Origin of the sequence: Polaribacter sp. 11A2H (assembly GCF_011379025.1) — a bacterium.
GTDB lineage: Bacteria > Bacteroidota > Bacteroidia > Flavobacteriales > Flavobacteriaceae > Polaribacter.
In genome coordinates this window covers 363,158-384,537 of record NZ_WTLD01000002.1, presented here as the reverse complement: position 1 = coordinate 384,537, position 21,380 = coordinate 363,158, and the positions used below count along the sequence as shown (strand labels likewise).

At 29.8% G+C, this 21,380-nt stretch carries 18 protein-coding genes; 8 read left to right on the top strand and 10 right to left on the bottom strand.

Features of this window, described 5'->3' with window-relative positions; genetic code table 11:
- The first annotated feature begins 299 nt into the window (after window positions 1-299).
- The 6 genes from GQS58_RS03980 (at window position 300) to GQS58_RS03955 (ending at window position 8,187) form a co-directional block, all read left to right on the top strand.
- Window positions 300-2,525 (top strand): NADP-dependent isocitrate dehydrogenase, encoded by a 2,226-nt coding sequence (locus tag GQS58_RS03980; RefSeq protein ID WP_166383074.1) that lies wholly within the window; start codon window positions 300-302, stop codon window positions 2,523-2,525.
- Window positions 2,526-2,671: 146 nt separating this feature from the next.
- Window positions 2,672-5,050: a TonB-dependent receptor gene (locus GQS58_RS03975; protein WP_166383072.1), complete on the top strand. Its 2,379-nt coding sequence runs from the start codon at window positions 2,672-2,674 to the stop codon at window positions 5,048-5,050.
- A gap of 33 nt (window positions 5,051-5,083) precedes the next feature.
- Window positions 5,084-5,914, top strand: coding sequence for a DUF4249 family protein (locus tag GQS58_RS03970; RefSeq protein ID WP_166383070.1), 831 nt, complete (start codon window positions 5,084-5,086; stop codon window positions 5,912-5,914).
- 209 nt (window positions 5,915-6,123) lie between these two features.
- Complete coding sequence (murQ, locus tag GQS58_RS03965; RefSeq protein ID WP_166383068.1) at window positions 6,124-6,942, top strand: N-acetylmuramic acid 6-phosphate etherase; 819 nt, start codon at window positions 6,124-6,126, stop codon at window positions 6,940-6,942.
- Window positions 6,932-7,174: a DUF6095 family protein gene (locus tag GQS58_RS03960; protein WP_166383066.1), complete on the top strand. Its 243-nt coding sequence runs from the start codon at window positions 6,932-6,934 to the stop codon at window positions 7,172-7,174. Before murQ ends, GQS58_RS03960 begins: the two co-directional genes overlap by 11 nt.
- Complete coding sequence (locus GQS58_RS03955) at window positions 7,174-8,187, top strand: DUF6695 family protein (protein WP_166383064.1); 1,014 nt, start codon at window positions 7,174-7,176, stop codon at window positions 8,185-8,187. Before GQS58_RS03960 ends, GQS58_RS03955 begins: the two co-directional genes overlap by 1 nt.
- Here GQS58_RS03955 and GQS58_RS03950 read toward each other — a convergent pair.
- Window positions 8,184-8,681 carry a DinB family protein gene (locus GQS58_RS03950; protein WP_166383062.1) on the bottom strand — a complete coding sequence of 166 codons (498 nt, stop codon included), beginning with the start codon at window positions 8,679-8,681 and terminating at the stop codon, window positions 8,184-8,186. The genes GQS58_RS03955 and GQS58_RS03950 overlap by 4 nt on opposite strands.
- Window positions 8,682-8,928: 247 nt before the next feature.
- On the opposite strand from GQS58_RS03950, the gene GQS58_RS03945 reads away from it, so the two are divergent.
- Complete coding sequence (locus GQS58_RS03945; RefSeq protein ID WP_166383060.1) at window positions 8,929-9,855, top strand: hypothetical protein; 927 nt, start codon at window positions 8,929-8,931, stop codon at window positions 9,853-9,855.
- 207 nt (window positions 9,856-10,062) lie between these two features.
- Here GQS58_RS03945 and GQS58_RS03940 read toward each other — a convergent pair whose 3' ends face one another.
- Together GQS58_RS03940 and GQS58_RS03935 are read right to left on the bottom strand one after the other, a co-directional pair.
- Window positions 10,063-10,731 carry a response regulator gene (locus GQS58_RS03940; protein ID WP_166383058.1) on the bottom strand — a complete coding sequence of 223 codons (669 nt, stop codon included), beginning with the start codon at window positions 10,729-10,731 and terminating at the stop codon, window positions 10,063-10,065.
- A 2-nt stretch (window positions 10,732-10,733) separates the two neighbouring features.
- A complete protein-coding gene (locus GQS58_RS03935) occupies window positions 10,734-12,653 on the bottom strand; it encodes a sensor histidine kinase (protein ID WP_166383056.1) in 1,920 nt (639 codons plus the stop codon).
- 574 nt (window positions 12,654-13,227) lie between these two features.
- On the opposite strand from GQS58_RS03935, the gene GQS58_RS03930 reads away from it, so the two are divergent.
- Complete coding sequence (locus GQS58_RS03930) at window positions 13,228-13,974, top strand: hypothetical protein (RefSeq protein WP_166383054.1); 747 nt, start codon at window positions 13,228-13,230, stop codon at window positions 13,972-13,974.
- 267 nt (window positions 13,975-14,241) lie between these two features.
- Here GQS58_RS03930 and ettA read toward each other — a convergent pair whose 3' ends face one another.
- From ettA to GQS58_RS03895, 7 genes are all read right to left on the bottom strand, one after another.
- Window positions 14,242-15,933 carry an energy-dependent translational throttle protein EttA gene (gene ettA / locus GQS58_RS03925; RefSeq protein WP_166383052.1) on the bottom strand — a complete coding sequence of 564 codons (1,692 nt, stop codon included), beginning with the start codon at window positions 15,931-15,933 and terminating at the stop codon, window positions 14,242-14,244.
- A gap of 92 nt (window positions 15,934-16,025) precedes the next feature.
- A complete protein-coding gene (locus GQS58_RS03920) occupies window positions 16,026-16,202 on the bottom strand; it encodes a CAL67264 family membrane protein (RefSeq protein WP_240914557.1) in 177 nt (58 codons plus the stop codon).
- Window positions 16,203-16,327: 125 nt separating this feature from the next.
- Complete coding sequence (gene lpxD / locus GQS58_RS03915; RefSeq protein ID WP_166383050.1) at window positions 16,328-17,320, bottom strand: UDP-3-O-(3-hydroxymyristoyl)glucosamine N-acyltransferase; 993 nt, start codon at window positions 17,318-17,320, stop codon at window positions 16,328-16,330.
- Between the two features lie 80 nt (window positions 17,321-17,400).
- A complete protein-coding gene (locus GQS58_RS03910; protein WP_166383048.1) occupies window positions 17,401-17,979 on the bottom strand; it encodes a hypothetical protein in 579 nt (192 codons plus the stop codon).
- A gap of 96 nt (window positions 17,980-18,075) precedes the next feature.
- On the bottom strand, window positions 18,076-20,100 hold the full coding sequence (locus GQS58_RS03905) for an NADPH-dependent 2,4-dienoyl-CoA reductase (RefSeq protein ID WP_166383046.1): 2,025 nt from the start codon (window positions 20,098-20,100) through the stop codon (window positions 18,076-18,078).
- A 120-nt stretch (window positions 20,101-20,220) separates the two neighbouring features.
- Window positions 20,221-20,937: a pirin family protein gene (locus GQS58_RS03900; protein WP_166383044.1), complete on the bottom strand. Its 717-nt coding sequence runs from the start codon at window positions 20,935-20,937 to the stop codon at window positions 20,221-20,223.
- Between the two features lie 2 nt (window positions 20,938-20,939).
- Window positions 20,940-21,377, bottom strand: a complete 438-nt coding sequence (locus tag GQS58_RS03895) for a MarR family winged helix-turn-helix transcriptional regulator (RefSeq protein WP_166383245.1) — start codon at window positions 21,375-21,377, stop codon at window positions 20,940-20,942.
- Window positions 21,378-21,380 lie beyond the last annotated feature (3 nt).

Here is a 21,380-nt window from a genome sequence, read left to right as displayed (position 1 = left end):
TTTATTAAAGAGGTATAAAAGGTAACTTTTATTTGATATTCTAGTAATACAAACAGTACTTAAACACTATTTCGAAGAAGCCATATCATTACAAGAAATTGTATGATATGGCTTTTATTTTGTTTTTAACTCACATTCTCAGCAATACACTTAATTTATTATTAAAAACACACCAAATCAACATAATTAATGATAATTAATCAACAAGAGTATCATTATTAATTCATAAATTTGTTCCACTTTTTTTTACGAAATGCATTTCGTTAAAAACAAAATAACATATAAAAATATATCTCAAAATGAGTAAAATAGCTAAAATTGTTTACACTAAAACTGATGAAGCTCCTGCTTTAGCAACACGATCTTTCTTACCTATCGTAAAAGCTTTCACAAAATCTTCTAATATAGAAATTGAAGTAAAAGATATCTCTTTATCTTCAAGGATACTTGCTAATTTCTCAGATTATTTAAAACCAGAACAACAAGTAGAAGATGCTTTAGCTTTTTTAGGTGATTTTGCAAAAAATCCAGAAGCTAACATTATTAAATTACCAAATATTAGTGCTTCTGTACCTCAATTAAAAGAAGCAATCTCTGAGTTACAAGAAAAAGGTTTTGCTCTTCCAAATTATCCCGATGAAGTTAAAACAGACGAAGATAAAGCTGTTTTAGCATTGTATAATAAAGTAAAAGGTTCTGCTGTAAACCCAGTTTTACGTGAAGGAAACTCAGACAGAAGAGCTCCTAAAGCAATTAAAAATTACGCTCGTAAAAACCCACATTCTATGGGTGCATGGTCTTCAGACTCTAAAACGCATGTTGCAACAATGACAGAAGGTGATTTTGCAAATAATGAGAAATCTGTAACTGTAAAAAATGCAACTTCAGTAAATATTATTCATACCTCAGAAAAAGGAACTAAAACTATTTTAAAAGAGAATTTAGCCCTTTTAGATGGTGAGATTATTGATGCTACTATAATGAGTAAAAAAGCATTAATATCTTTCTTAGAAGAGCAGTATGAAGATTCTTTAGACAAAAACGTATTGTTTTCTTTACACATGAAAGCAACGATGATGAAAGTAAGTGACCCAATAATTTTTGGTCATGCAGTTCGTGTATTTTTTGCAGATTTATTTAAAAAGCATGGAAAAACTTTTAAGAAAATTGGTGCAGATGTAAACAACGGTTTAGGAAACCTTCTTTCTAAATTAAGTGAGTTACCTAAAGAAAAACGTGACGAAATTAGACAAGAAATAAGATATGCTATAGATCATGGTCCGGAATTAGCAATGGTAAATTCTGATAAAGGAATTACAAACTTACATGTACCTTCTGATGTTATTATAGATGCTTCTATGCCAGCTATGATTAGAACTTCTGGTCGTATGTGGAATGCTGATGGAAAATTACAAGATACGAAAGCAATTATACCAGATAGTGCTTATGCAGGTATTTACTCTGCAACCATAGATTTCTGTAAAAAACATGGTGCTTTCGATCCTACAACTATGGGGACTGTTCCTAACGTTGGTTTAATGGCTCAAAAAGCAGAAGAATATGGTTCTCATGATAAAACTTTTGAAATTGCTGCTGCAGGTAAAGTCTCTGTAATTGATGCTTCTGGAAAGAAACTTTTAGAGCACAAAGTTGAAGAAGGTGATATCTGGAGAATGTGTCAAGCAAAAGATTTACCAATTCAAGATTGGATTAAATTAGCAGTAACAAGAGCAAGAGCTTCAGAAACTCCTGCTGTTTTTTGGTTAGACAAAAACAGAGCTCATGATGCAGAAATTATTAAAAAAGTAAAAAAATATTTACCAGAACATAACACTGAAGGTTTAGATATTAGAATTTTATCACCAATAAAAGCAACTGAATTTACTTGCGAAAGACTTATAAAAGGAGAAGATACTATTTCTGTTTCTGGTAACGTTTTACGTGATTATTTAACAGATTTATTTCCAATTTTAGAAGTTGGTACTTCTGCTAAAATGTTATCTATTGTTCCTTTAATGAATGGTGGTGGATTGTTTGAAACTGGTGCTGGTGGTTCTGCTCCAAAACATGTACAGCAATTTGTTGAAGAAAACCACTTACGTTGGGATTCTTTAGGTGAATTTTTAGCTTTAGCAGTTTCTCTAGAACATTTAGGAACAGCAAATAATAATTCTAAAGCATTAATTTTAGCTGAAACGTTAGATGAAGCTACAGATAAGTTCTTAGAAAACGATAAATCTCCTTCAAGAAAAGTTGGTGAATTAGACAATAGAGGAAGTCATTTTTACTTAGCTTCTTATTGGGCAGAAGGTTTAGCTGCACAAGATAAAGATGCTGAATTAAAAGCTACTTTTTCTAAAGTTGCTGTAGAGTTAAAGAATAACGAATCTAAAATTGTTGCTGAATTAAACGAGATTCAAGGAGACTCGGTTGAAATGGGCGGTTATTATTTACCAAACGAAAATTTAGCGGATGCTGCAATGAGACCTAATGCTACCTTAAATATTATTTTAAACGCTATTTAGACTTCTAAATACAATATTTTTAATAAAAGCCGATGTTTATACATCGGCTTTTATTGTTTATAAATCCTATATAAAAAAAATAGAATTCACTTTATATTAAATATTAGAACCGTATTTTTATTTTACAAATTAAATCATTAAACAAAATGTTTCGTTTTAAAAAAGCACTTTTACTACTACTCTTATTTAGTTTTACGGCTTTTAGCCAAGAAAAGCATACTGTTAGTGGTACTATTTATGATAATAGTAATAATGAAACTTTAATTGGTGTTTCTATATATTTCCCAGAATTAAACTCGGGTACTACTACCAATCAATATGGATTTTATTCCATTACACTCCCAGAAGGTACATACAAAATACAGGTTAGTTACTTAGGGTATTCTACAATTATTGAAACCATTAATCTAAAAGATAAAGAGATTAAAAATTTCAATTTAAAAGAAGAATCAGAAAGTTTAGATGAAATTATCATAGAAGGAAATGTAGAAAACTTAAATGTTAAAACTCCACAAATGAGTGTTAACAGACTTACGTCTGCAACGATTAAACAAATACCTGTAGTCTTAGGAGAAGCAGATATTATAAAATCTTTAATCTTATTACCCGGAGTAACAAGCGCCGGAGAAGGCGCATCTGGTTTTAACGTAAGAGGTGGTGCTGCAGATCAAAATTTAATTTTATTAGACGAAGCAATTGTTTTTAATTCATCACATTTATTTGGTTTCTTCTCCGTTTTTAATCCAGATGTAATAAAGGATGTAAAATTATATAAAGGAGGAATTCCTGCAAATTACGGAGGTAGGTTGTCTTCTGTTTTAGATATTTATCAGAAAGAAGGAAACAGTAAAGAATTTAAAGTTACTGGAGGAATTGGCTTGGTATCCTCTAGATTATTAATTGAAGGACCAATCAAAAAAGAAAAAATTTCTTTTTTAGTGGGTGGTAGATCATCTTATGCACATTTGTTCTTACCGTTATTTGATATGGATAACAAAGCATATTTTTATGATTTAAATACCAAAATAAATTATAGAATTGATGACAGAAACAGTGTGTTCTTTTCTGGTTATTTTGGAAAAGACGCTTTTGAAATTAGTGATAATTTTGTAAATACTTATGGAAATAAAGTTGCCAATTTACGTTGGAATCATCTTTTTTCTGATAAACTATTCTCTAACCTATCAGTTATTTATTCTGATTACTTTTACGGATTAACTCTAGATTTTGTTGGTTTTGAATGGGATTCTGGTATAACAAACTACAACCTAAAATATGATTTTAACCATTACATCAATAATAAATTTAAATTGAGTTATGGTATAAACAACATCTACAACAAATTTAATCCTGGAGAAATTGTACCAAACAGAGAGGATTCTGGAATTCTACCTGAAAAATTAATTGATAAATATGCCAACGAATTTGCAGTCTATTTAGATGCAGAACATAAAGTAAGTGAAAAGCTAAGGTTGCAATACGGACTTCGTTTTAGTAATTTTACAAGACTAGGCCAAGATGAACAAAATGTTTACGCAAATAATGAAGCTGTACTTTATAATAGTGAGTTTAAAAAATATGAATCTGCAGATGCTACAGACACAGAATCATATAAAAGAAGTGATGTTATTAGCAGTTTTAACAACTTTGAGCCAAGAATTTCTATGTCATATATTTTAGATGATAATACTTCTATAAAAGGAAGTTATAACAGAATGGCACAGTATTTACATTTATTATCTAACACCTCTTCCCCTACTCCGTTAGATGTTTGGGCACCTAGTGGAAAATATATAAAACCACAACTTTTAGATCAATATGCTGTTGGGTATTTTAAAACTTTAAAAAATGGTGATTATTCTATAGAAACAGAAGTTTTTTATAAAGACATTCAGAATAGAATAGATTACATAAACGGCGCTAACTTGGTTGCCAATAATGAAATTGAAACGGTAATTTTAAACGGAAAAGCAAGAGCTTATGGCTTAGAGTTTTTGCTTAAGAAAAACGCAGGAAAATTTAAAGGTTGGTTTTCTTATACCTTATCTAAATCTGAACAATTAACACCTGGTAGAACAGCTGCAGAACCTGGTATTAATAACGGAGAATGGTACAATACTGCTTATGACAAAACACACGATTTTTCTATTAATGGAAGTTACGACTTTAATAAAAAATGGAAGTTTAATGCAAACTTTGTTTTTCAGACAGGGCAACCTACAAATTACCCTGTTGGACAATATGAATACCAAGGTTTAAATGTGCCAATTTACAATGATAATAGAAGAAATGCAGATAGGTTACCGGCCTATCACAGACTAGATATTTCTGCAACCTTAACTCCAGAAAAGAATGCGAATAGAAAATGGCAAGGAGAATGGGTTTTTGGAGTTTATAATCTGTACGGACGCCAAAATGCAGCATCTATTAATTTTACTCAGAATAGTGAAACTTATAGAAATGAAGCAATACAAACTTCTATTTTTGGCTTAGTGCCTTCTGTTACTTATAATTTTAAATTCTAAACCTCTTAGAAAGGTTTAAGTACTATTACTCTTATGAAAAATGTAAAAATTATTATCGTTTTATGTATCATCCTTTTTGCAAGTTGCGAGAAAGTTGTAGATATTGATGTACCCTCTATAGAACCAAAATTAATTATTGATGCTTCTTTTGAAGTACTTTTTAGTGAAAGTCCTGTTGTTGCAAATACGAATGTAAAGCTTAGTTTATCTGCAGATTATTTTGATGATGAAATTCCGACTGTTACAAATGCAATTGTTACTTTAACCAACTTATCAACTAACACCATAATTCCTTTTGTAGACACAAATGCTAATGGAAGTTTTAGTCCAATAAATTCTTTTATTCCTGAGGATGATACCGAATATGAATTAACTGTAATCTACAATAATGAAACCTACAAAGGAAAAGCTACCAAAATAAAATCTACCGTTATAGATAGCATTACACAAGGTGATGAAACTTTTTTTTCTGAGGATCAAATTGAGTTGAAAATTTTATTTTCGGATAATGAAAATGAAGAAAATTACTACATTTTTAAGGTTAATAAAAATAATTTTGTAAATATAGACGATACCTATTTTAATGGTTCTAATTATAATTTCTCTTATTTCTATGAAGATGAAAAGATGGAATTACCTAAAGAAATTGACATTAAATTGTATGGAGTCTCTAAAGATTACTACACTTATTTTGCCATTTTATCTAGTCAGAGTGGAGAAAGTGGTGGTGGTCCTTTTCAATCTATTCCTTCATCATTATTAGGTAATATTGTTAACACTACAAACGAAGATAATTTTCCATTAGGCTATTTTCATATTGCAGAAACAGATACATACACCATAGGCTTGGTAGAAAAAAAGTAACTGTCTAGTACTGTTATTGGCGCTGCGTTAGGGATTGAAACGGCATCCTTTTTTATATTTAGCGAGTTAGCTTCTTGTTACTAAACAATGTACTAATATTACTTATGCAGTTACTTACATAAAGAAAATTATAAAAAAGATATAGTGTAAAGCCCGTTAAAACGCCCAAAAACATTTAAGATTCGTATGGAATTCTGTATTTTTGACCAATGAATTTTATAAAAACAACAGAGCAAGATTCTAACTACAATCATCTAGAAAAGATGTCTGTAACAGAACTATTAAGCAATATAAATAACGAAGATAAAACGGTACCTTTAGCCGTAGAAAAGGCTTTACCAGAGATTGAAAATTTAACGACACAGATTGTAACTAAATTACAAAACGGTGGAAGGATTTTCTATTTAGGGGCAGGTACATCGGGCAGATTGGGTGTTTTAGATGCCTCGGAATGTCCACCTACTTTTGGTGTTTCGCCAGAAATGGTTGTTGGTATTATTGCTGGTGGAGATACTGCTATTAGAAATGCTGTAGAATTTGCAGAAGATTCTAAAAACCAAGGTTGGTTAGATTTACAAGCCCACCATATTTCTAGTAAAGATGTGGTTGTTGGTATTGCTGCTTCTGGCACCACACCTTATGTGATTTCTGCTTTGGAAGCATGTAATAAAAATAATATTGTTACGGGGTGTATTGCTTGTAATAAAAATAGTCCTTTAGGCAACGTTGCTCAATTTCCTATAGAAGTGCTTGTGGGACCCGAATTTGTAACCGGAAGCTCTAGGATGAAAGCAGGAACTGCTCAGAAATTAGTGCTAAATATGCTTTCTACAGCAACCATGATTTTATTAGGTAAAATTAAGGGCAATAAAATGGTAGACATGCAACTTTCTAACAAAAAATTGGTAGAAAGAGGTGAAAAAATGTTAGTTTTAGAACTAAATATAGACCAAACCGAGGCAAGTGCGTTACTTACTAAATATGGTAATGTTAGAAACGTCCTTAAAAACTATAAAAATGAGTACTAATTATAACTTATTGGGTAAGGGTTTAAGAAATTTAAGTATTTTACTTATTCTTTTTATAGCTTCACCTGTATCACTTACAATGGGTTTTAAAGCTTTAAAAAAGTTTAACAATACACCTCAAGCATACCTCTCTTACCTTATTCTATTTGCTGCTGTAATTATAATTATATTTACCTTGTACTTTGCTTTTAAAACTTTTAACATTCTACTAAAAGCTATTTTTAATAATTAATGAGTACAGACAAGACTAACGGAATTATAGTAATTCTCTCTTACCCAGACACTGTTGTAAGGCCTGCTTATTGGGAGCCTTCTAGTAAAATATGGCCCCTAATTGGTATTGGTAGTAAGCACGCTGTGCAAGCTGGTCATGCGGCATTATTGTTGATAAAAAAAGACGAAACTGAAATTAATTATTTCGATTTTGGCAGGTATATTACAAGTTACACTAATGGCCGTGTTAGATCTAAAGAAACAGATCCCGAGCTTTTGGTTTCTATAAATGCTGAATTTGAAAATGCAAAATTAACCAACTTAAAAGAAATTTTACTTTGGATTGAAAAGCACCCTGAAAAAACACATGGAGACGGAAGATTGGTTGCAAGTATGCATACTGAGATTGATTTTGAAAAAGCGAATAATTATATTTTTCAATTAATAAATGAAAAAGAAATTCCATACGGAGCTTTTATAAAAAATGGTACCAATTGTGCTCGTTTTGTAACAGATACAATTATTGCCTCTTCTTCAAATAAAAAAATTAGAAAGCTGTTAAAAAGATCTAATTTACTAACGCCAAGCCCTATTGGAAATGTAATTAAGGGAAATACGGATAACCTTATTCATAGTATTTACAATCAAAAAATTGAAGATTATAAGAATAGATCTATTCTTAAAGAATACAATACTTCTTTTTTTAATAAATTTGATATTGAACCTAACTTAATTGGCACAGAGCATCCAAATAAAAAGGTTTTTGAATTAAAAAAAGGTACTTGGTTGGGCGGAATTGGAAGTGGTGCCTGGTTTAAGATTGAAGCACAAATTGATGCTGAAACCTATAGCATATCTAGATTTGATTCTGAAGGAACAAAAGATTTTTATGCTAATTTTAGCATTGATAAAAAATGTTTTAATTATTTAGAAGAGCATCAATTTATGTATCCTACCAATTGTAAAGAAGCTGTTATTATGCAAAACAATAAGTTGTATATTTTACAAATTAACGCCTTAAATAGGTTTTAACTTCTTTCTATAGTTACTTTTGGTGTTGTTGGATTAAAACCAAAATCTGCGTCTGGTAATTCTATTCCTAATTGATAAATAATATAACCAATACTAGCAAAATGATGAATTGCATGACTGTGTGCTTGCATTAATATAGCTGCTAGGGTATAATTTACCGACTTTACTCCCAAACCTAAATCATCCGTAACCAATACTGTATTTTCTAAATCTAGCGTATTAATTTCTTTTAATTTATAAATTGTTTCATTAAAATATTCAATACCTAATTGAGTATGTAATTCTAATAATTCGTTTCTGTTTCTTTTATTTAGGTAAATAGACTTTGTCTCTAATCCGTCTAAAATACAAGAAAATACGTCTAAAATATGACGCATATGGCAACCTATGCTAGAGTAATAAGGAGCTACCGAGTTGTCTGAATATTGTTCATTAGAAATTGTATTTAATAAAGAGATACCTCTCTGTAAGTTTTTCTCAATAGCTTCAATCATAAAAAATAATTTTCCTTTTTGTCGTTAATTTTTTCATGAATTTACGAGTTCTTATCTATATTTTCTAATAAAACACAAACATTAAGCTAATTAATTCATAATCAATAAATTAAATAGTAAGTAAAAAAGTATATCTAAGACCAGTAAATGCCTATTTCCTTTTTTGGCACGTTCTTTGAAATTATAATAATCAAATACGGAAGCTGAAAAGTATATTAGAGTAAGCAAAACCCTAAAACCATATATTATGAAAAAAGGTATACTTATATTCATAGGAATGTTCTTTCTTGTAGCAACTACTAAAGCAGAAAACAATAAAGAAATACCTAATAAAATTAGGTTTAATTACTCATACGAAAATACAGTAAATTTTATAGAACGCGATGTTGAATTCTTTATTTTTACCAACGGTGAATTTGATTTTAATACGCATTATACTTCTAATAGAAATAGAAAAGGTGTATACATAACTAGAGATTATAGAGGTAGAATTGAAAGAATAGGAAACTCTTTTATAAACTATGATCATTATGGAAATGTAACCAGAATTGGAAACGTTTTTATGAAGTACTATAGAGGACAATTAACCGATGTAGGAAATTTAAAAATTAGATATGATTATTGGGGAAACCCTGAATTTTACGGAAATGTAAAAGATAATTATTATCACCATAACGGTATAAGAATCAACTTAAATATTGGAAATATATTTGATTATAATAATTCTTATTTTTCACACAGAGATTTTTCTAGACATTACTCTAAAATTAGAGAAGACCATAATTATTATTACTATAGAGCAAACCCAAATGCTAAAATTGGTAAAAAAAGTAAAATTTTAAGAAGAAGAAAACAAGCGCCAGCTACCAGAAGAAGTAATACTACTTATAGAAAATCGGCTACAATAGATAGTAATAGAAGAACTGTAGTAGACAGAAGAAATAATGTAACAACAAGAAGACCTGCTACCTTAAATACAAAAAAAAGTAGTACCATTAACAGAAGAAGTAATAATACCTCCTCTAGAAGACCAACAACAGTAACTAGAGGAAAGACAACTTCTATTACAAGAAATGATAATAGTTCTAGTAGAAAACCAACTGTAGTTAAAAGAAAAACTAAAAAGCAGAAAGAAACCAAAAGGAATGAAGAGAGCAGAAAAAGAAGAAATTAAAATAACAGGTATTTATACATTATAGTAATAAAAATTATTTTTTAATTTTTTAGTATAATTACTTAAATAATCTCTCAGTAAACCTACTACTGATTTGTTATAATATTTTAAAAAAAAGGCCTCATTTTTTTAAAGAAATGAGGCTTTTTTTTTTATCTATTTTATTTTTTTAAATTTACTGACTAGTACTTAAAATTGAATAGAAATCTAAATAAGTCCAAAATCTTTAGCAATAGCAACCAAATGCGCGGGGTTGTTAGCATTAAAATGTATTTTTAGAGTCTTTAATCTTTTTTCTATAGCACTAATACTAGAAGGAGATATCTCTTTTTCTTTTAATTTTTTACTAATTGCTTCTTGTAATAAACCTTTAGACAAACATTCCATAAGAAAAATATCTGTATCTGTTATCTCTATTGCCTTTTTGGGGTGAATTGCAGAGTTTAAATCCGGAGAAATATAAAATTCATCTGAAGTAGAAATAAAGTGAATTGCTTTTTTTAAATCTTTTAATCCATTTCTACTTTTCCAAACATACCCTTGAATTTTAAGTTTTTTGTATAAATTCTGAATTCTATATGATTTATCTTCTACAGAAAAAACAATGATTTTTAAATCAGAAAATTCTTTTCTAATTTTTTCTATGAGTTCATCACCAGATTTTAACTCTTGTGGAGTTCCGTCATTTTCAAAGGATAAATCAGAGATAATTAATTGATAAGGTTCTCCATTTAAAAAAGCTTTTTTAATTTTAAGAAAAGCTTCATCACAATAAGAAATATAATCTACTTCTTTTATGTTTAACCCTTCTAAGGCCATTTTAATTCCGCTATTAATAACATCAAAATCTTCTACAACTAAAACTTTTTTAAACATTCTTAATTTTTAAATTGAATTTTTACTTTTAAACCTTTGTTGGATTTATTTTCAAAGTTAATGGTTCCATTAATAGTTTTTATACGGGTTTCCATATTTTTAAGTCCATTTTTTAAAATAATAGTATCTTCCTTAAATCCTACTCCATTATCTACATAACTTATTTCTAAATTATTATTTATTTTCTTACAGGCTAAAACCACTAAACTTGCTTTGCTATGTTTTTTCATATTTACAAACAACTCATTAAAAACTCGATACAGAACAATCTGTTTGTCTTTATTTAAGTTATTTAAACCTAAAGAAGACATGTCTTTTAAAATAATTTTACAAGCATCAGAATTATAACTTGCCACTAAATTTCTAAAATAATTTTCAAAATTACCACCTGTTTCTATGGAGTCATTTTGGTGAGAAATTGCTCGTGTTTGTAAATAGATTTTATCTAAATCATTTATAATTTCTTCGGTTTTAATTTTAGGGTTTTGAACTTTTGTAAGCGTATTAAAAATATCATTCCCTAATTCGTCGTGTAACTTTTTTGCTATTCTTGTTTCTGTATTATAACTTTCTTCTAAAATTCGTTTTTTGTGTTGTACTTTTCTTCTATAAATTAAAAACAATAAACCAGAAATTAACACTACTCCTAAAATTAAAACATTCTTTTTCAGATTCTCCTCTCGCTCTGCAACTAATTTATTTTCTATAGCAAGGGTTTCAAATTTTAGTTTTTGCTTCTCCTCTTCTTCATAATTGTATTTAATTTTAGCAAACTTATATTGACGCTTAGTTTCTGCCGTTTGTAAACTATCTCTTAAGCGAATGCTCTCTTTATAATAATTAATAGCATTTTGGGGTGTTTGCAGATTTACAATTTTATCTAGTGCTTCTATTTGATCTTGTGGACTTTTTTCTTTTTTTGATATTTCATACATTTTATTCGCATAAAACAATGATCTACTCCTATTCTTCTCATTAAAAAATTCTGATAAATGACTGTAGCTTGCGATCAATCCAAAGTTATCTTTTTGTTCATTTCTTATTGATTCTGCTAATAATAATTCTTTTAAAACATGCCTATTTGAATTACTTAACCATTTTGTATGTGCTAAATTATCAATAATTCTAGCTTTAGTTCTTTGATTTGAAATAGTATCTTTTAATAAATCTTCTAGAATTGAAATTGATTTTGAATACTTCTTTTGCTCTTTAAAAACAAGAGCGATATTGTTTTTATAAATAATTTTTGAGCCTTTACTTTTAGAAATACCAATACTTTTATTATAGTAAGAAATCGCATCTTTATATAAAGACTGGTAGGTAGAATTTAAAGCCATACAATTAAATACTCTTGCTCTTAAATTTACCTCTTTATCATTTAAATACTTTAAAGCTTGTACGGCTGTAGAATCGCTAATAGAATAGCTACCAAAATCTGATTCTAAAATTGATAAATTAATTAAAACTTTACTTGTATAGATGCTGTCTTTAGTATTAGAAAAATGTTTTTTAGAATTAGAATAAAAATAATAGGCACTATCCTTTAAACTTATCCTATTAAAATAAGAACCTAATTTAAAAAAGATTTTTCCTTTTAAATTATCATCTTTTTCTACATTTGGTAAGTTTAACATTTTTTTTGAGAAGAAGATAGCACTGTCTAATTTATGCAACTTGCCATATAAATAGCTAATATTATTATAGATAAAATACGTATCTGCAATGTCTAAATTTATATCTTTAGAGATTCTTTTTGTAAAGCGAACTTTCTCTTTATAATCTAATTTTGAATAATCAGATGTTCTAAATAAGTCCTTAACATGAGACTTTTTTATTAAATTATTTTCAATTTCAACCTCTTTTTTACACGAAAAAAATGATAACAGTATCAAAAAGAGGAATGTAACTTTTACTTGGTTCATTCCTCTAAAATACTATTTATATTTAGAAATACTAATTCTGCTTTACAGGATCTTCTTCCTCTATAGGATCTTGCCCTCCTTCACCTCAGTTGCAGAAACCTCTAATTTTACAGGTGCTATTTCTAAGTTTTCATCTAAATCTGTACAGGATGTAAAAACACTGTTTGTTAGTACTATTGCAAATACTAAAAATACTTTATTCATGTTACTTTCTTTTAAAAATTAAACAAAAGTGTTGCCCTCCGAATTTTAGAATTCAGCTTATTTGTTATTCACAACACATTAAAATTTAAAAGAGTCGCGCGCCTCTTTAACGGGAAGTTGTAGCATGAAATAGCTTTGTAATCTTGTTTTCCCAATCAAAAAAACATCACTATGTCATTCTAGTTTTTTAGTAATAATTTCCTTTCTTTTTTTTAGAAAACTATTCCTGCTGCAAATATCCGAAGTGAGTTAAAGTTAGCAGTAGTCAAATAATAGTCAGTTTTTAACCAATCTAAAATTGTCTATTTTTAGACAGTGTCAATCTTGTTCTGTCTAAATTGTCTACTTTTGGACAACCAAACAACTAAGGATGATTAAAGTACTTGTGACTGATTTTTTCAATGAAATTGAAAAAAAAGAACTTAAGAAGAATAAAAATGCACAGGCCACTTTTTGGGTAGAAGAACTACAAGATGTTAGTTCTAATGATAAAAATTATGTCAGTGTAAGAAAAGCTACACGATTATATAATAAGTATGTTGAAGAAAGAGAACAGGTAATTGTTAAAGAACCTAATAAATATCTTTTAGACTTTATGTCTCAATATTTGGGTTGGTCAGACTTTGAAGCATATCAATCTAAAAAAGAATCAACAAAAGAAATTATTGAAGAAAAAGTAAATTTTATTTCCAAGGTCTTTGAAAAGGAATTTGTGCTAAAAAAACACAAGAAAAAATTTATTGGAAGTTCTATTTTAATGCTTTTCCCTGCATTGTTTGTTCTTAATAGTTACAATACAAATAATTCTGAAACATGTATTCTGTGGAAAAAAACACATTTTGAAAAGAGTGATTGTACCCTGAAAAATACAATAGATAATTCTTTTTATAATATCAATATCGAAAATTTCAAGAAAATTGAAGTCACCAAAGAAACTCCTTTCTTTAAAAATGGAAAGCCATTAATTTGGTATGGAAAATCTGCTAAAAGAAAAATGGAGTATTTTACACAAAGAGGTGTTCATCCAGAAACATTAAAGGAGCTAGATCCAATTACAAAATATATTATCGACAAATATGTCGTTTGTGAAAAAAATGATGAAACTATTGCAAACTAGAAAGAGGTCATCTAAAAAGCAATAAACTTTGTCATGCTGAACTTGTTTCAGCATCTCAACACAATGATAAGCAAGCAATATGATAACCTGTAATAAATTCAGGTTGCAAAAAAGAGGTTGTCTAAAAAGCAATAAATCTTGTCATACTGAACTTGTTTCAGTATCTTAATTTACTGAATATCAAATTTCAAAAGAATCTGAAATAAATTCAGATTGACAAAAACTCACTTTATAGACAACCTCTTTGTAAAATATAATTTCGAAATATTATCGAATTAATTTTCTATATTTAATTCGTTTTGGCATTAAATCTCCACCTAAACGTTTCTTTTTGTTTTCTTCATATTCAGAGAAACCACCTTCAAAGAAATATACTTCACTATTCCCTTCAAAAGCTAAAATGTGTGTACAAACTCTATCTAAAAACCATCTATCGTGACTAATTACAACCGCACAACCTGCAAAGTTATCTAAACCTTCCTCTAATGCTCTTAGTGTATTTACATCTAAATCATTGGTAGGCTCATCTAATAATAAAACGTTTCCTTCTTCTTTTAACGTCATTGCTAAATGCAAACGGTTACGCTCTCCACCAGAAAGTGTATTTACTTTTTTGTTTTGCTCACTTCCAGAGAAATTAAAACGACTTAAATAAGCACGAGAATTTACTTGCTTGCCTCCCATCATTACTAAATCTTGTCCGTCAGAAAAGTTTTCCCAAATTGTTTTTTCTGGGTCAATATCTGAGTGTGCTTGATCTACATATGCAATTTTAGCAGTTTCACCTACATTAAAGCTTCCTGCATCTGGAGTTTCCTCTCCCATAATCATTTTAAAAATGGTAGTCTTACCAGCTCCATTGGGACCAATAATACCTACAATTCCTGCTTGCGGAAGATTAAATTCTAAATTGTCATATAATAATTTATCTCCAAATGCTTTAGAAACACCGGTTGCTTCTATAACATTTGTCCCTAAACGTGGTCCATTAGGAATGTAGATTTCTAATTTTTCGTCTGTTTGTTTCTGGTCTTGACTCATTAACTTGTCATAATTCTTCAAACGTGCTTTTTGCTTTGTTTGACGACCTTTGGCTCCTTGACGAACCCAATCTAATTCTCTTTCTAATGTTTTTTGATGCTTAGAAGCTGTTTTGCTTTCTTGTGCCATTCTCTTAGATTTTTGATCTAACCAAGCAGCATAATTTCCTTTCCAAGGAATTCCTTCACCTCTATCTAATTCAAGAATCCAACCAGCAACATTATCTAAGAAATATCTATCGTGCGTTACAGCAATAACAGTTCCTTTATATTGTGCTAAATGGTGCTCTAACCAGTGTACAGATTCAGCATCCAAGTGATTGGTAGGCTCATCTAATAATAAAATTTCTGGTTCTTGTAATAATAATCTACACAAAGCAACACGTCTTTTTTCTCCACCAGAAAGTACCCCGATTTTCTTATCAGAATCTGGCGTTCTTAACGCATCCATTGCTATTTCTAATTTGGTATCTAACTCCCAAGCGTTTGCTGCATCAATTTTATCTTGCAAAACCGCTTGTTGTGCCATTAGTTTATCCATCTTATCTGCATCAGAATACACTTCTTCCAAACCAAACATGTCGTTTATTTTATTGTACTCTTCTAAAATTGCAACTGTTTCTGCAACTCCTTCTTTTACAACTTCTAAAACTGTTTTCTCTGGATCTAATTGTGGTTCTTGCTCTAAGTACCCAACTTTATAACCTGGTGCAAAAGTAACTTCACCTTGAAAATTCTTTTCTACACCTGCAATAATTTTTAATAAAGTTGATTTTCCTGATCCATTTAAACCAAGAATACCAATTTTTGCTCCATAAAAGAAGCTTAAATAAATATCTTTTAAAACTTGTTTCCCTGTTGATTTATAAGTTTTAGACAACTTATTCATCGAAAAGATTACTTTCTTATCGTCGCTCATTGTATTATATATTAAAAAATTGAAAATTAAAAAGTTCTAAGCATCTGCTTAAAACCTAAAACTATTACTGTAAACTAAGACTGTATATTATTTTATACTCTACCTTTTAATGCATTAAAAACCCATGCAATACAAAAGAAACCAAAACCAACTGCCGCAAATCCCCATCCAGCAACTTCATTATATCTAAAAGCCCCTAAAGCTATTAAGCCTAAGCCAACAAGTATCATAATAAGCGTAGCAAAGCCTAATACTGTATTTTTATTCATTCCCATAATTTGTAATTCGTTAGTTTGATTGGCAAATATCGGTAATTATTTGGTATTGCCCAATTATAGCCTTTAGTAAAAAGCCTTTAAAAATAGTAAGTAATAAAGTAACTCGGAATAAAGATTTAGTTTCTTCCAAGTTTACGCACTGCTACCCATTGTTTCATTTTTTCTCTAGAATCACATGCAGGATAACCAACAACCGATTTACCAGCAGGAACATCTGCAATAACACCAGAGCCAGCACCTACTTTGGCACCAGAATGTATAGTAACATGATCTTTAATAGAAGCACTTCCGCCAATAATTACGCCATCTCCTAAAGTTACAGAACCGGCTAAACCACTGTGTCCTGCCATGATACAACATCTTCCTAAAACAGAATTATGACCTATTTGCACCAAATTATCAATCTTGCAACCATCACCTAAAATAGTAGAACTAAATTTACCACGATCTACACAAGAATTTGCGCCAATTTCTACGGCATTACCAATTACAACATTTCCAATATGAATAATTTTTACTAAACCTCTACCATCCGGACTTGGTCTATAACCAAAACCATCTGCTCCAATACTCACATTTATATGAAAAATACAATGACTTCCTATCTTAGTACGTTCTCTAATAACCGTTCCAGACCAAATTACAGTCTCGTTGCCAATTGTGGTGTCATCAAAAATAGAAACATTAGGATAAATTGTTACATTATCTCCTAAAACTACATTTTTACCGATATAGGAATTTGCACCGACTTTACATCCTTTTCCTAATTTAACTGTTTTATCTATTACTGCCGTCGGATGAATATCCGTTTCAAAATAAGGAGACTCTGGCTCAAAAGCTTCTAATAAAACTGCCATTGCCAAATCTGGATTCTTCACTTTTATAAATGCTTTTCCTTCTTCCGGAGTAATTTTTATTCCATCATAAACAATAGCAATACTAGCGTTAGAGTTTTCCCATAATTTTGCATATTTAGAATTCCCTATAAAAGTAACATTCCCTTTTATGGCGTTTTCTATTTGTTCTGGAGCATTAATTTTGTCTTTACAAATACCAATTTGTTCTCCTTTTACAAGCGATGTTATTTCTTCTACAGAAAATGATTTCATAGATTATTTTTAATTTTTTCTAAATGTACTATAATATTTATTAACACAAAAAAATCCTATAAACATAGGATTTAATTCAGTTATTGTCTTCTCATTCCGCTACCTCTACTAGGTCTAGAATTTTGATTATTGTTTTCTGCTTTTTTAGGCTGTAACCTTTCTATGATGCTCTTTTGATATTTTAACCACTTCTTATCTTGTTTTTCTGATAAAACACCTCTTAGAATTTCATTGAGTTCTTTTTCATGTTCATGAACATTCTCTTTAATTGGTCTAGTGACTTCTCTTACCTTTTCTCTTATGTTTTTATTACTTTCACTATCTCTTTCATTAGACATTGCGTTCATTAAAAGATCTAAATCCGTAAATTTTTCAGCATTTAAGAATAAAATTTCTTTTACTTTAAAATTATAATTTCTTAATGCTTTGGTTGCTGAATATTTTTTGTCATCATCTTTAATCTTAACTTTCTTTATCACCTCATCAACATCATAATAAAAAATACCCGCAATTTCTTTTGCACTCAGTTTTTTAACCTCTTTTGTTTGATTCAATTCTGGGTTTTGTCCTTGTTGTCTTCCTCCACCACCACCTCTAGAGCGTTGTGCTACAATATTAAAAGTAAAAAAAAGGATTACAATAAAAAGTATTTTCTTCATTATCTAGTTTATGTTTCTTATTTAGGTGCAAGCTACTAAAAAAACTTCTACTTCTATTTTTTGAAAATATAATAATTTATTAAAATATTTTATACTTTAAAGGTTTGCCGCTAATCGTGCACCCTGATTAATTGCTCTTTTTGCATCTAATTCACTTGCAAAATCTGCACCACCAATTACATGCACCCTTTTACCCGCATCTAATAAAGGTTGATACAATTCTTTAAAAGGAACTTGACCTGCACAAATAACAATGTTGTCTACTTTTAAAATTTCTGCTTTTTCATTCTGAATATAATGCAACCCTTCATCATCAATTTTTGTGTAAGAAACTTCACCAATAAATTGGACTTTCTTTTTCTTTAAAGTCGATCTATGAATCCAACCGGTAGTTTTACCAAGGTTGCCACCAAACTTACCTTTACTTCTTTTAAACATAAAAACTTCTCTAGGAGACGCTTCAAATTCAGGTTTCACTTCTTCAATTCCAGCTCTTGCTTCTAAAGATTTATCTATTCCCCATTCTTTTAACCAAGCATCAATATTTAAGGATGTCGATTCTCCTTCATGCGTTAAATATTCTGAAACATCAAAACCAATTCCGCCTGCACCAATTACTGCAACACGTTTTCCTACTGGTTTTTTCAATTTTAAAACATCAATATAACTTAATACTTTTGGGTGATTAATGCCTTCTATTTTTAACGCTCTAGGTTTAATTCCTGTTGCAACAATAATTTCTTCAAAATCTGAATCTTTTAAATCTTCTACAGATACCCTAGTATTTAATTTTACAGTTACATCATGGAGTTCTATTTGTTTGTTATAATAACGCAAGGTTTCATAAAATTCTTCTTTACCCGGAATTTGTTTTGCTATATTAAACTGACCACCAATTTCTTTGTCAGCATCAAATAAAGTAACCTTATGACCTCTTTGTGCCGCAATTGTAGCTGCAGATAAACCCGCAGGACCTGCGCCAATAACTGCTATTTTCTTTTTAAATACGGTTTCATAATAATTCAATTCTGTTTCATGGCAAGCTCTAGGATTTACCAAACAACTTGCCACTTTTTGTTGAAACACATGATCTAAACAAGCCTGATTACAACCAATACATGTATTTATTTCATCACTTTTATCAGCTTTAGCTTTATTTACCCATTCAGGATCTGCTAAAAAAGGACGCGCCATAGAAATCATATCTGCATCTCCTTCTGCCAATATTTTTTCTGCCGTTTCGGGCATATTTATTCTGTTAGAGGTGATTAAAGGAATCGATAATTCTTCTTTCATTTTTTTAGTAACCCAAGTAAAAGCTGCTCTAGGAACTGATGTAGAAATCGTTGGTATTCTGGCTTCGTGCCAACCAATTCCAGTATTTATAATGGTTGCTCCTGCTTTTTCTATCTCTTTTCCTAATTGTACTACTTCTTCCCAAGAAGAGCCGTTTTCTACCAAATCTAACATCGATAATCTATAGATTATAATAAACTCTTTACCAACAGCATCTCTTGTTTGTTTTACCAATTCAATTGGTAAACGCATTCTGTTTTTATAACTTCCTCCATAATTATCGGTTCTTTTATTGGTTCTTTTTACAATAAATTGATTGATTAAATAACCTTCAGATCCCATAATTTCAATACCATCGTAACCTGCTTCTTTAGATAATCTAGCAGAATTTACAAAATCTCTAATGGTTCTATTAATTCCAGATTGCGTTAACTTAAAGGGTTTAAAAGGTGTTATTGGCGATTTTATTTTGGAAGGTGCAACATTAAACGGATGATAACCATAACGACCTGCATGTAAAATCTGCATACAAATTTTCCCACCTTCTTTATGTACTGCAGCTGTTATTTTCTGATGTTCTTTCGCATGCTTTTTTGTAGACATTCTAGCTGAAAAAGGAGCTGTCCAACCTTGTATATTAGGTGCAATACCTCCAGTAACAATTAATCCAACTCCTCCTCTTGCTCGCTCTGCATAATAAGCCGCAATTTTTTCTAAACCGTTTTTTTCTTCCTCTAAACCTGTATGCATAGAACCCATTAAAATTCTATTTTTTAACGTTGTAAAACCTAAATCTAAAGGTTCAAAAATGTGCTTATATTTCATAATCTTGGAATTAAATTTACTATGCATGCATAATACTTTGCAAGATATGTTTATTTTTTGAAAAGAAAAAACCTCAAAGAAATGATTCTTTGAGGTCTTATTTATTTAAATAGATGTTACTTACATTGGAACTTCAATCAATAGTAATTCAGAATTAGCGAGACTGTTAATTATAAAACTATCTGTTTCATAAATTCCTATTGCATCTCGACTACCTAGTTTTGTTGAATCAATTTCAAAATCACCAGAAATATTCATTACATATACTCCACGATTCTTACTTTTTAACTGATACTTAAAATCTTGATTTTTATCTAAATCAATTCTAAAAATTTGTGCATCTTGATGAATTTTCAAACTATTTTCATCGTCAGAATTAAAAGAATTCACCAATAATTGTAATTTATTTTTTCTATCTTTTATATCAAATTCCTTTTGATCATATCTTGGAGTAACTTCATTTTTTTCTGGCATTATCCAGATTTGAAATAAAGCTAAATGTTCATTTGCAGAACCATTTATTTCTGAATGATAGACTCCTTTTCCGGCAGACATTACTTGTACTTCACCAGGCAAAACGGGAATCCAATCATTTGCCATGTTATCTTTATGTTTTAAAACACCTTTTAATGGAATAGTAATAATTTCCATGTTCTTATGAGGATGTGTACCAAACCCCATGCTTGGTGCAATTAAATCGTCATTTAAAACTCTTAACGCTCCAAACTGTATTCTCTTAGGATCATAAAAATTAGCAAAACTAAACGAATGATTTGCTTCTAACCATCCATGATTTGCATTTCCTCTTGTGGCTGCAGTATGAATTATTTTTTTCATAATTATCTAATTTTATCCAATAAATCACTTAAAAGAGTTGCTTCCTCTTCCGTTAATTTTTCTAAAAAAGAAAGGTTTTTATTATCATCTATGTTAGATAATAATTCTAAACCTTTTTCATTAATTTTCACATATACAACTCGTCTATCCTGCTCACAACGTTCTCTTTCTATTAAGTTTTTTTCGCATAGCTTGTCCATTAAACGCGTTGCATTTGGCGCTCTCTCAATCATTCTATCCTTTACAATCTGTACCTTAATTCTATCTTTTGCTCCACGTAAAATTCTTAGAATATTGTATTGCTGTGGCGAAATCCCGAAAGGTTTAAAAAACTCATTCTCTTTGCTACTTAACCAATGTGCAGTGTATTTAATATTGATTAAAGCCTTTAACTTATTACTTGCAAATTTCGATTTTATGTCTTTAGAAATGTCTCCCATGTC

Coding starts and splice junctions, on each gene's coding strand:
- GQS58_RS03980 (WP_166383074.1), top strand. CDS start 300: ATGAGTAAAATAGCTAAAATTGTTTACACTAAAACTGATGAAGCTCCT.
- GQS58_RS03975 (WP_166383072.1), top strand. CDS start 2,672: ATGTTTCGTTTTAAAAAAGCACTTTTACTACTACTCTTATTTAGTTTT.
- GQS58_RS03970 (WP_166383070.1), top strand. CDS start 5,084: ATGAAAAATGTAAAAATTATTATCGTTTTATGTATCATCCTTTTTGCA.
- murQ (WP_166383068.1), top strand. CDS start 6,124: ATGAATTTTATAAAAACAACAGAGCAAGATTCTAACTACAATCATCTA.
- GQS58_RS03960 (WP_166383066.1), top strand. CDS start 6,932: ATGAGTACTAATTATAACTTATTGGGTAAGGGTTTAAGAAATTTAAGT.
- GQS58_RS03955 (WP_166383064.1), top strand. CDS start 7,174: ATGAGTACAGACAAGACTAACGGAATTATAGTAATTCTCTCTTACCCA.
- GQS58_RS03950 (WP_166383062.1), bottom strand. CDS start 8,681: ATGATTGAAGCTATTGAGAAAAACTTACAGAGAGGTATCTCTTTATTA.
- GQS58_RS03945 (WP_166383060.1), top strand. CDS start 8,929: ATGAAAAAAGGTATACTTATATTCATAGGAATGTTCTTTCTTGTAGCA.
- GQS58_RS03940 (WP_166383058.1), bottom strand. CDS start 10,731: ATGTTTAAAAAAGTTTTAGTTGTAGAAGATTTTGATGTTATTAATAGC.
- GQS58_RS03935 (WP_166383056.1), bottom strand. CDS start 12,653: ATGAACCAAGTAAAAGTTACATTCCTCTTTTTGATACTGTTATCATTT.
- GQS58_RS03930 (WP_166383054.1), top strand. CDS start 13,228: ATGATTAAAGTACTTGTGACTGATTTTTTCAATGAAATTGAAAAAAAA.
- ettA (WP_166383052.1), bottom strand. CDS start 15,933: ATGAGCGACGATAAGAAAGTAATCTTTTCGATGAATAAGTTGTCTAAA.
- GQS58_RS03920 (WP_240914557.1), bottom strand. CDS start 16,202: ATGAATAAAAATACAGTATTAGGCTTTGCTACGCTTATTATGATACTT.
- lpxD (WP_166383050.1), bottom strand. CDS start 17,320: ATGAAATCATTTTCTGTAGAAGAAATAACATCGCTTGTAAAAGGAGAA.
- GQS58_RS03910 (WP_166383048.1), bottom strand. CDS start 17,979: ATGAAGAAAATACTTTTTATTGTAATCCTTTTTTTTACTTTTAATATT.
- GQS58_RS03905 (WP_166383046.1), bottom strand. CDS start 20,100: ATGAAATATAAGCACATTTTTGAACCTTTAGATTTAGGTTTTACAACG.
- GQS58_RS03900 (WP_166383044.1), bottom strand. CDS start 20,937: ATGAAAAAAATAATTCATACTGCAGCCACAAGAGGAAATGCAAATCAT.
- GQS58_RS03895 (WP_166383245.1), bottom strand. CDS start 21,377: ATGGGAGACATTTCTAAAGACATAAAATCGAAATTTGCAAGTAATAAG.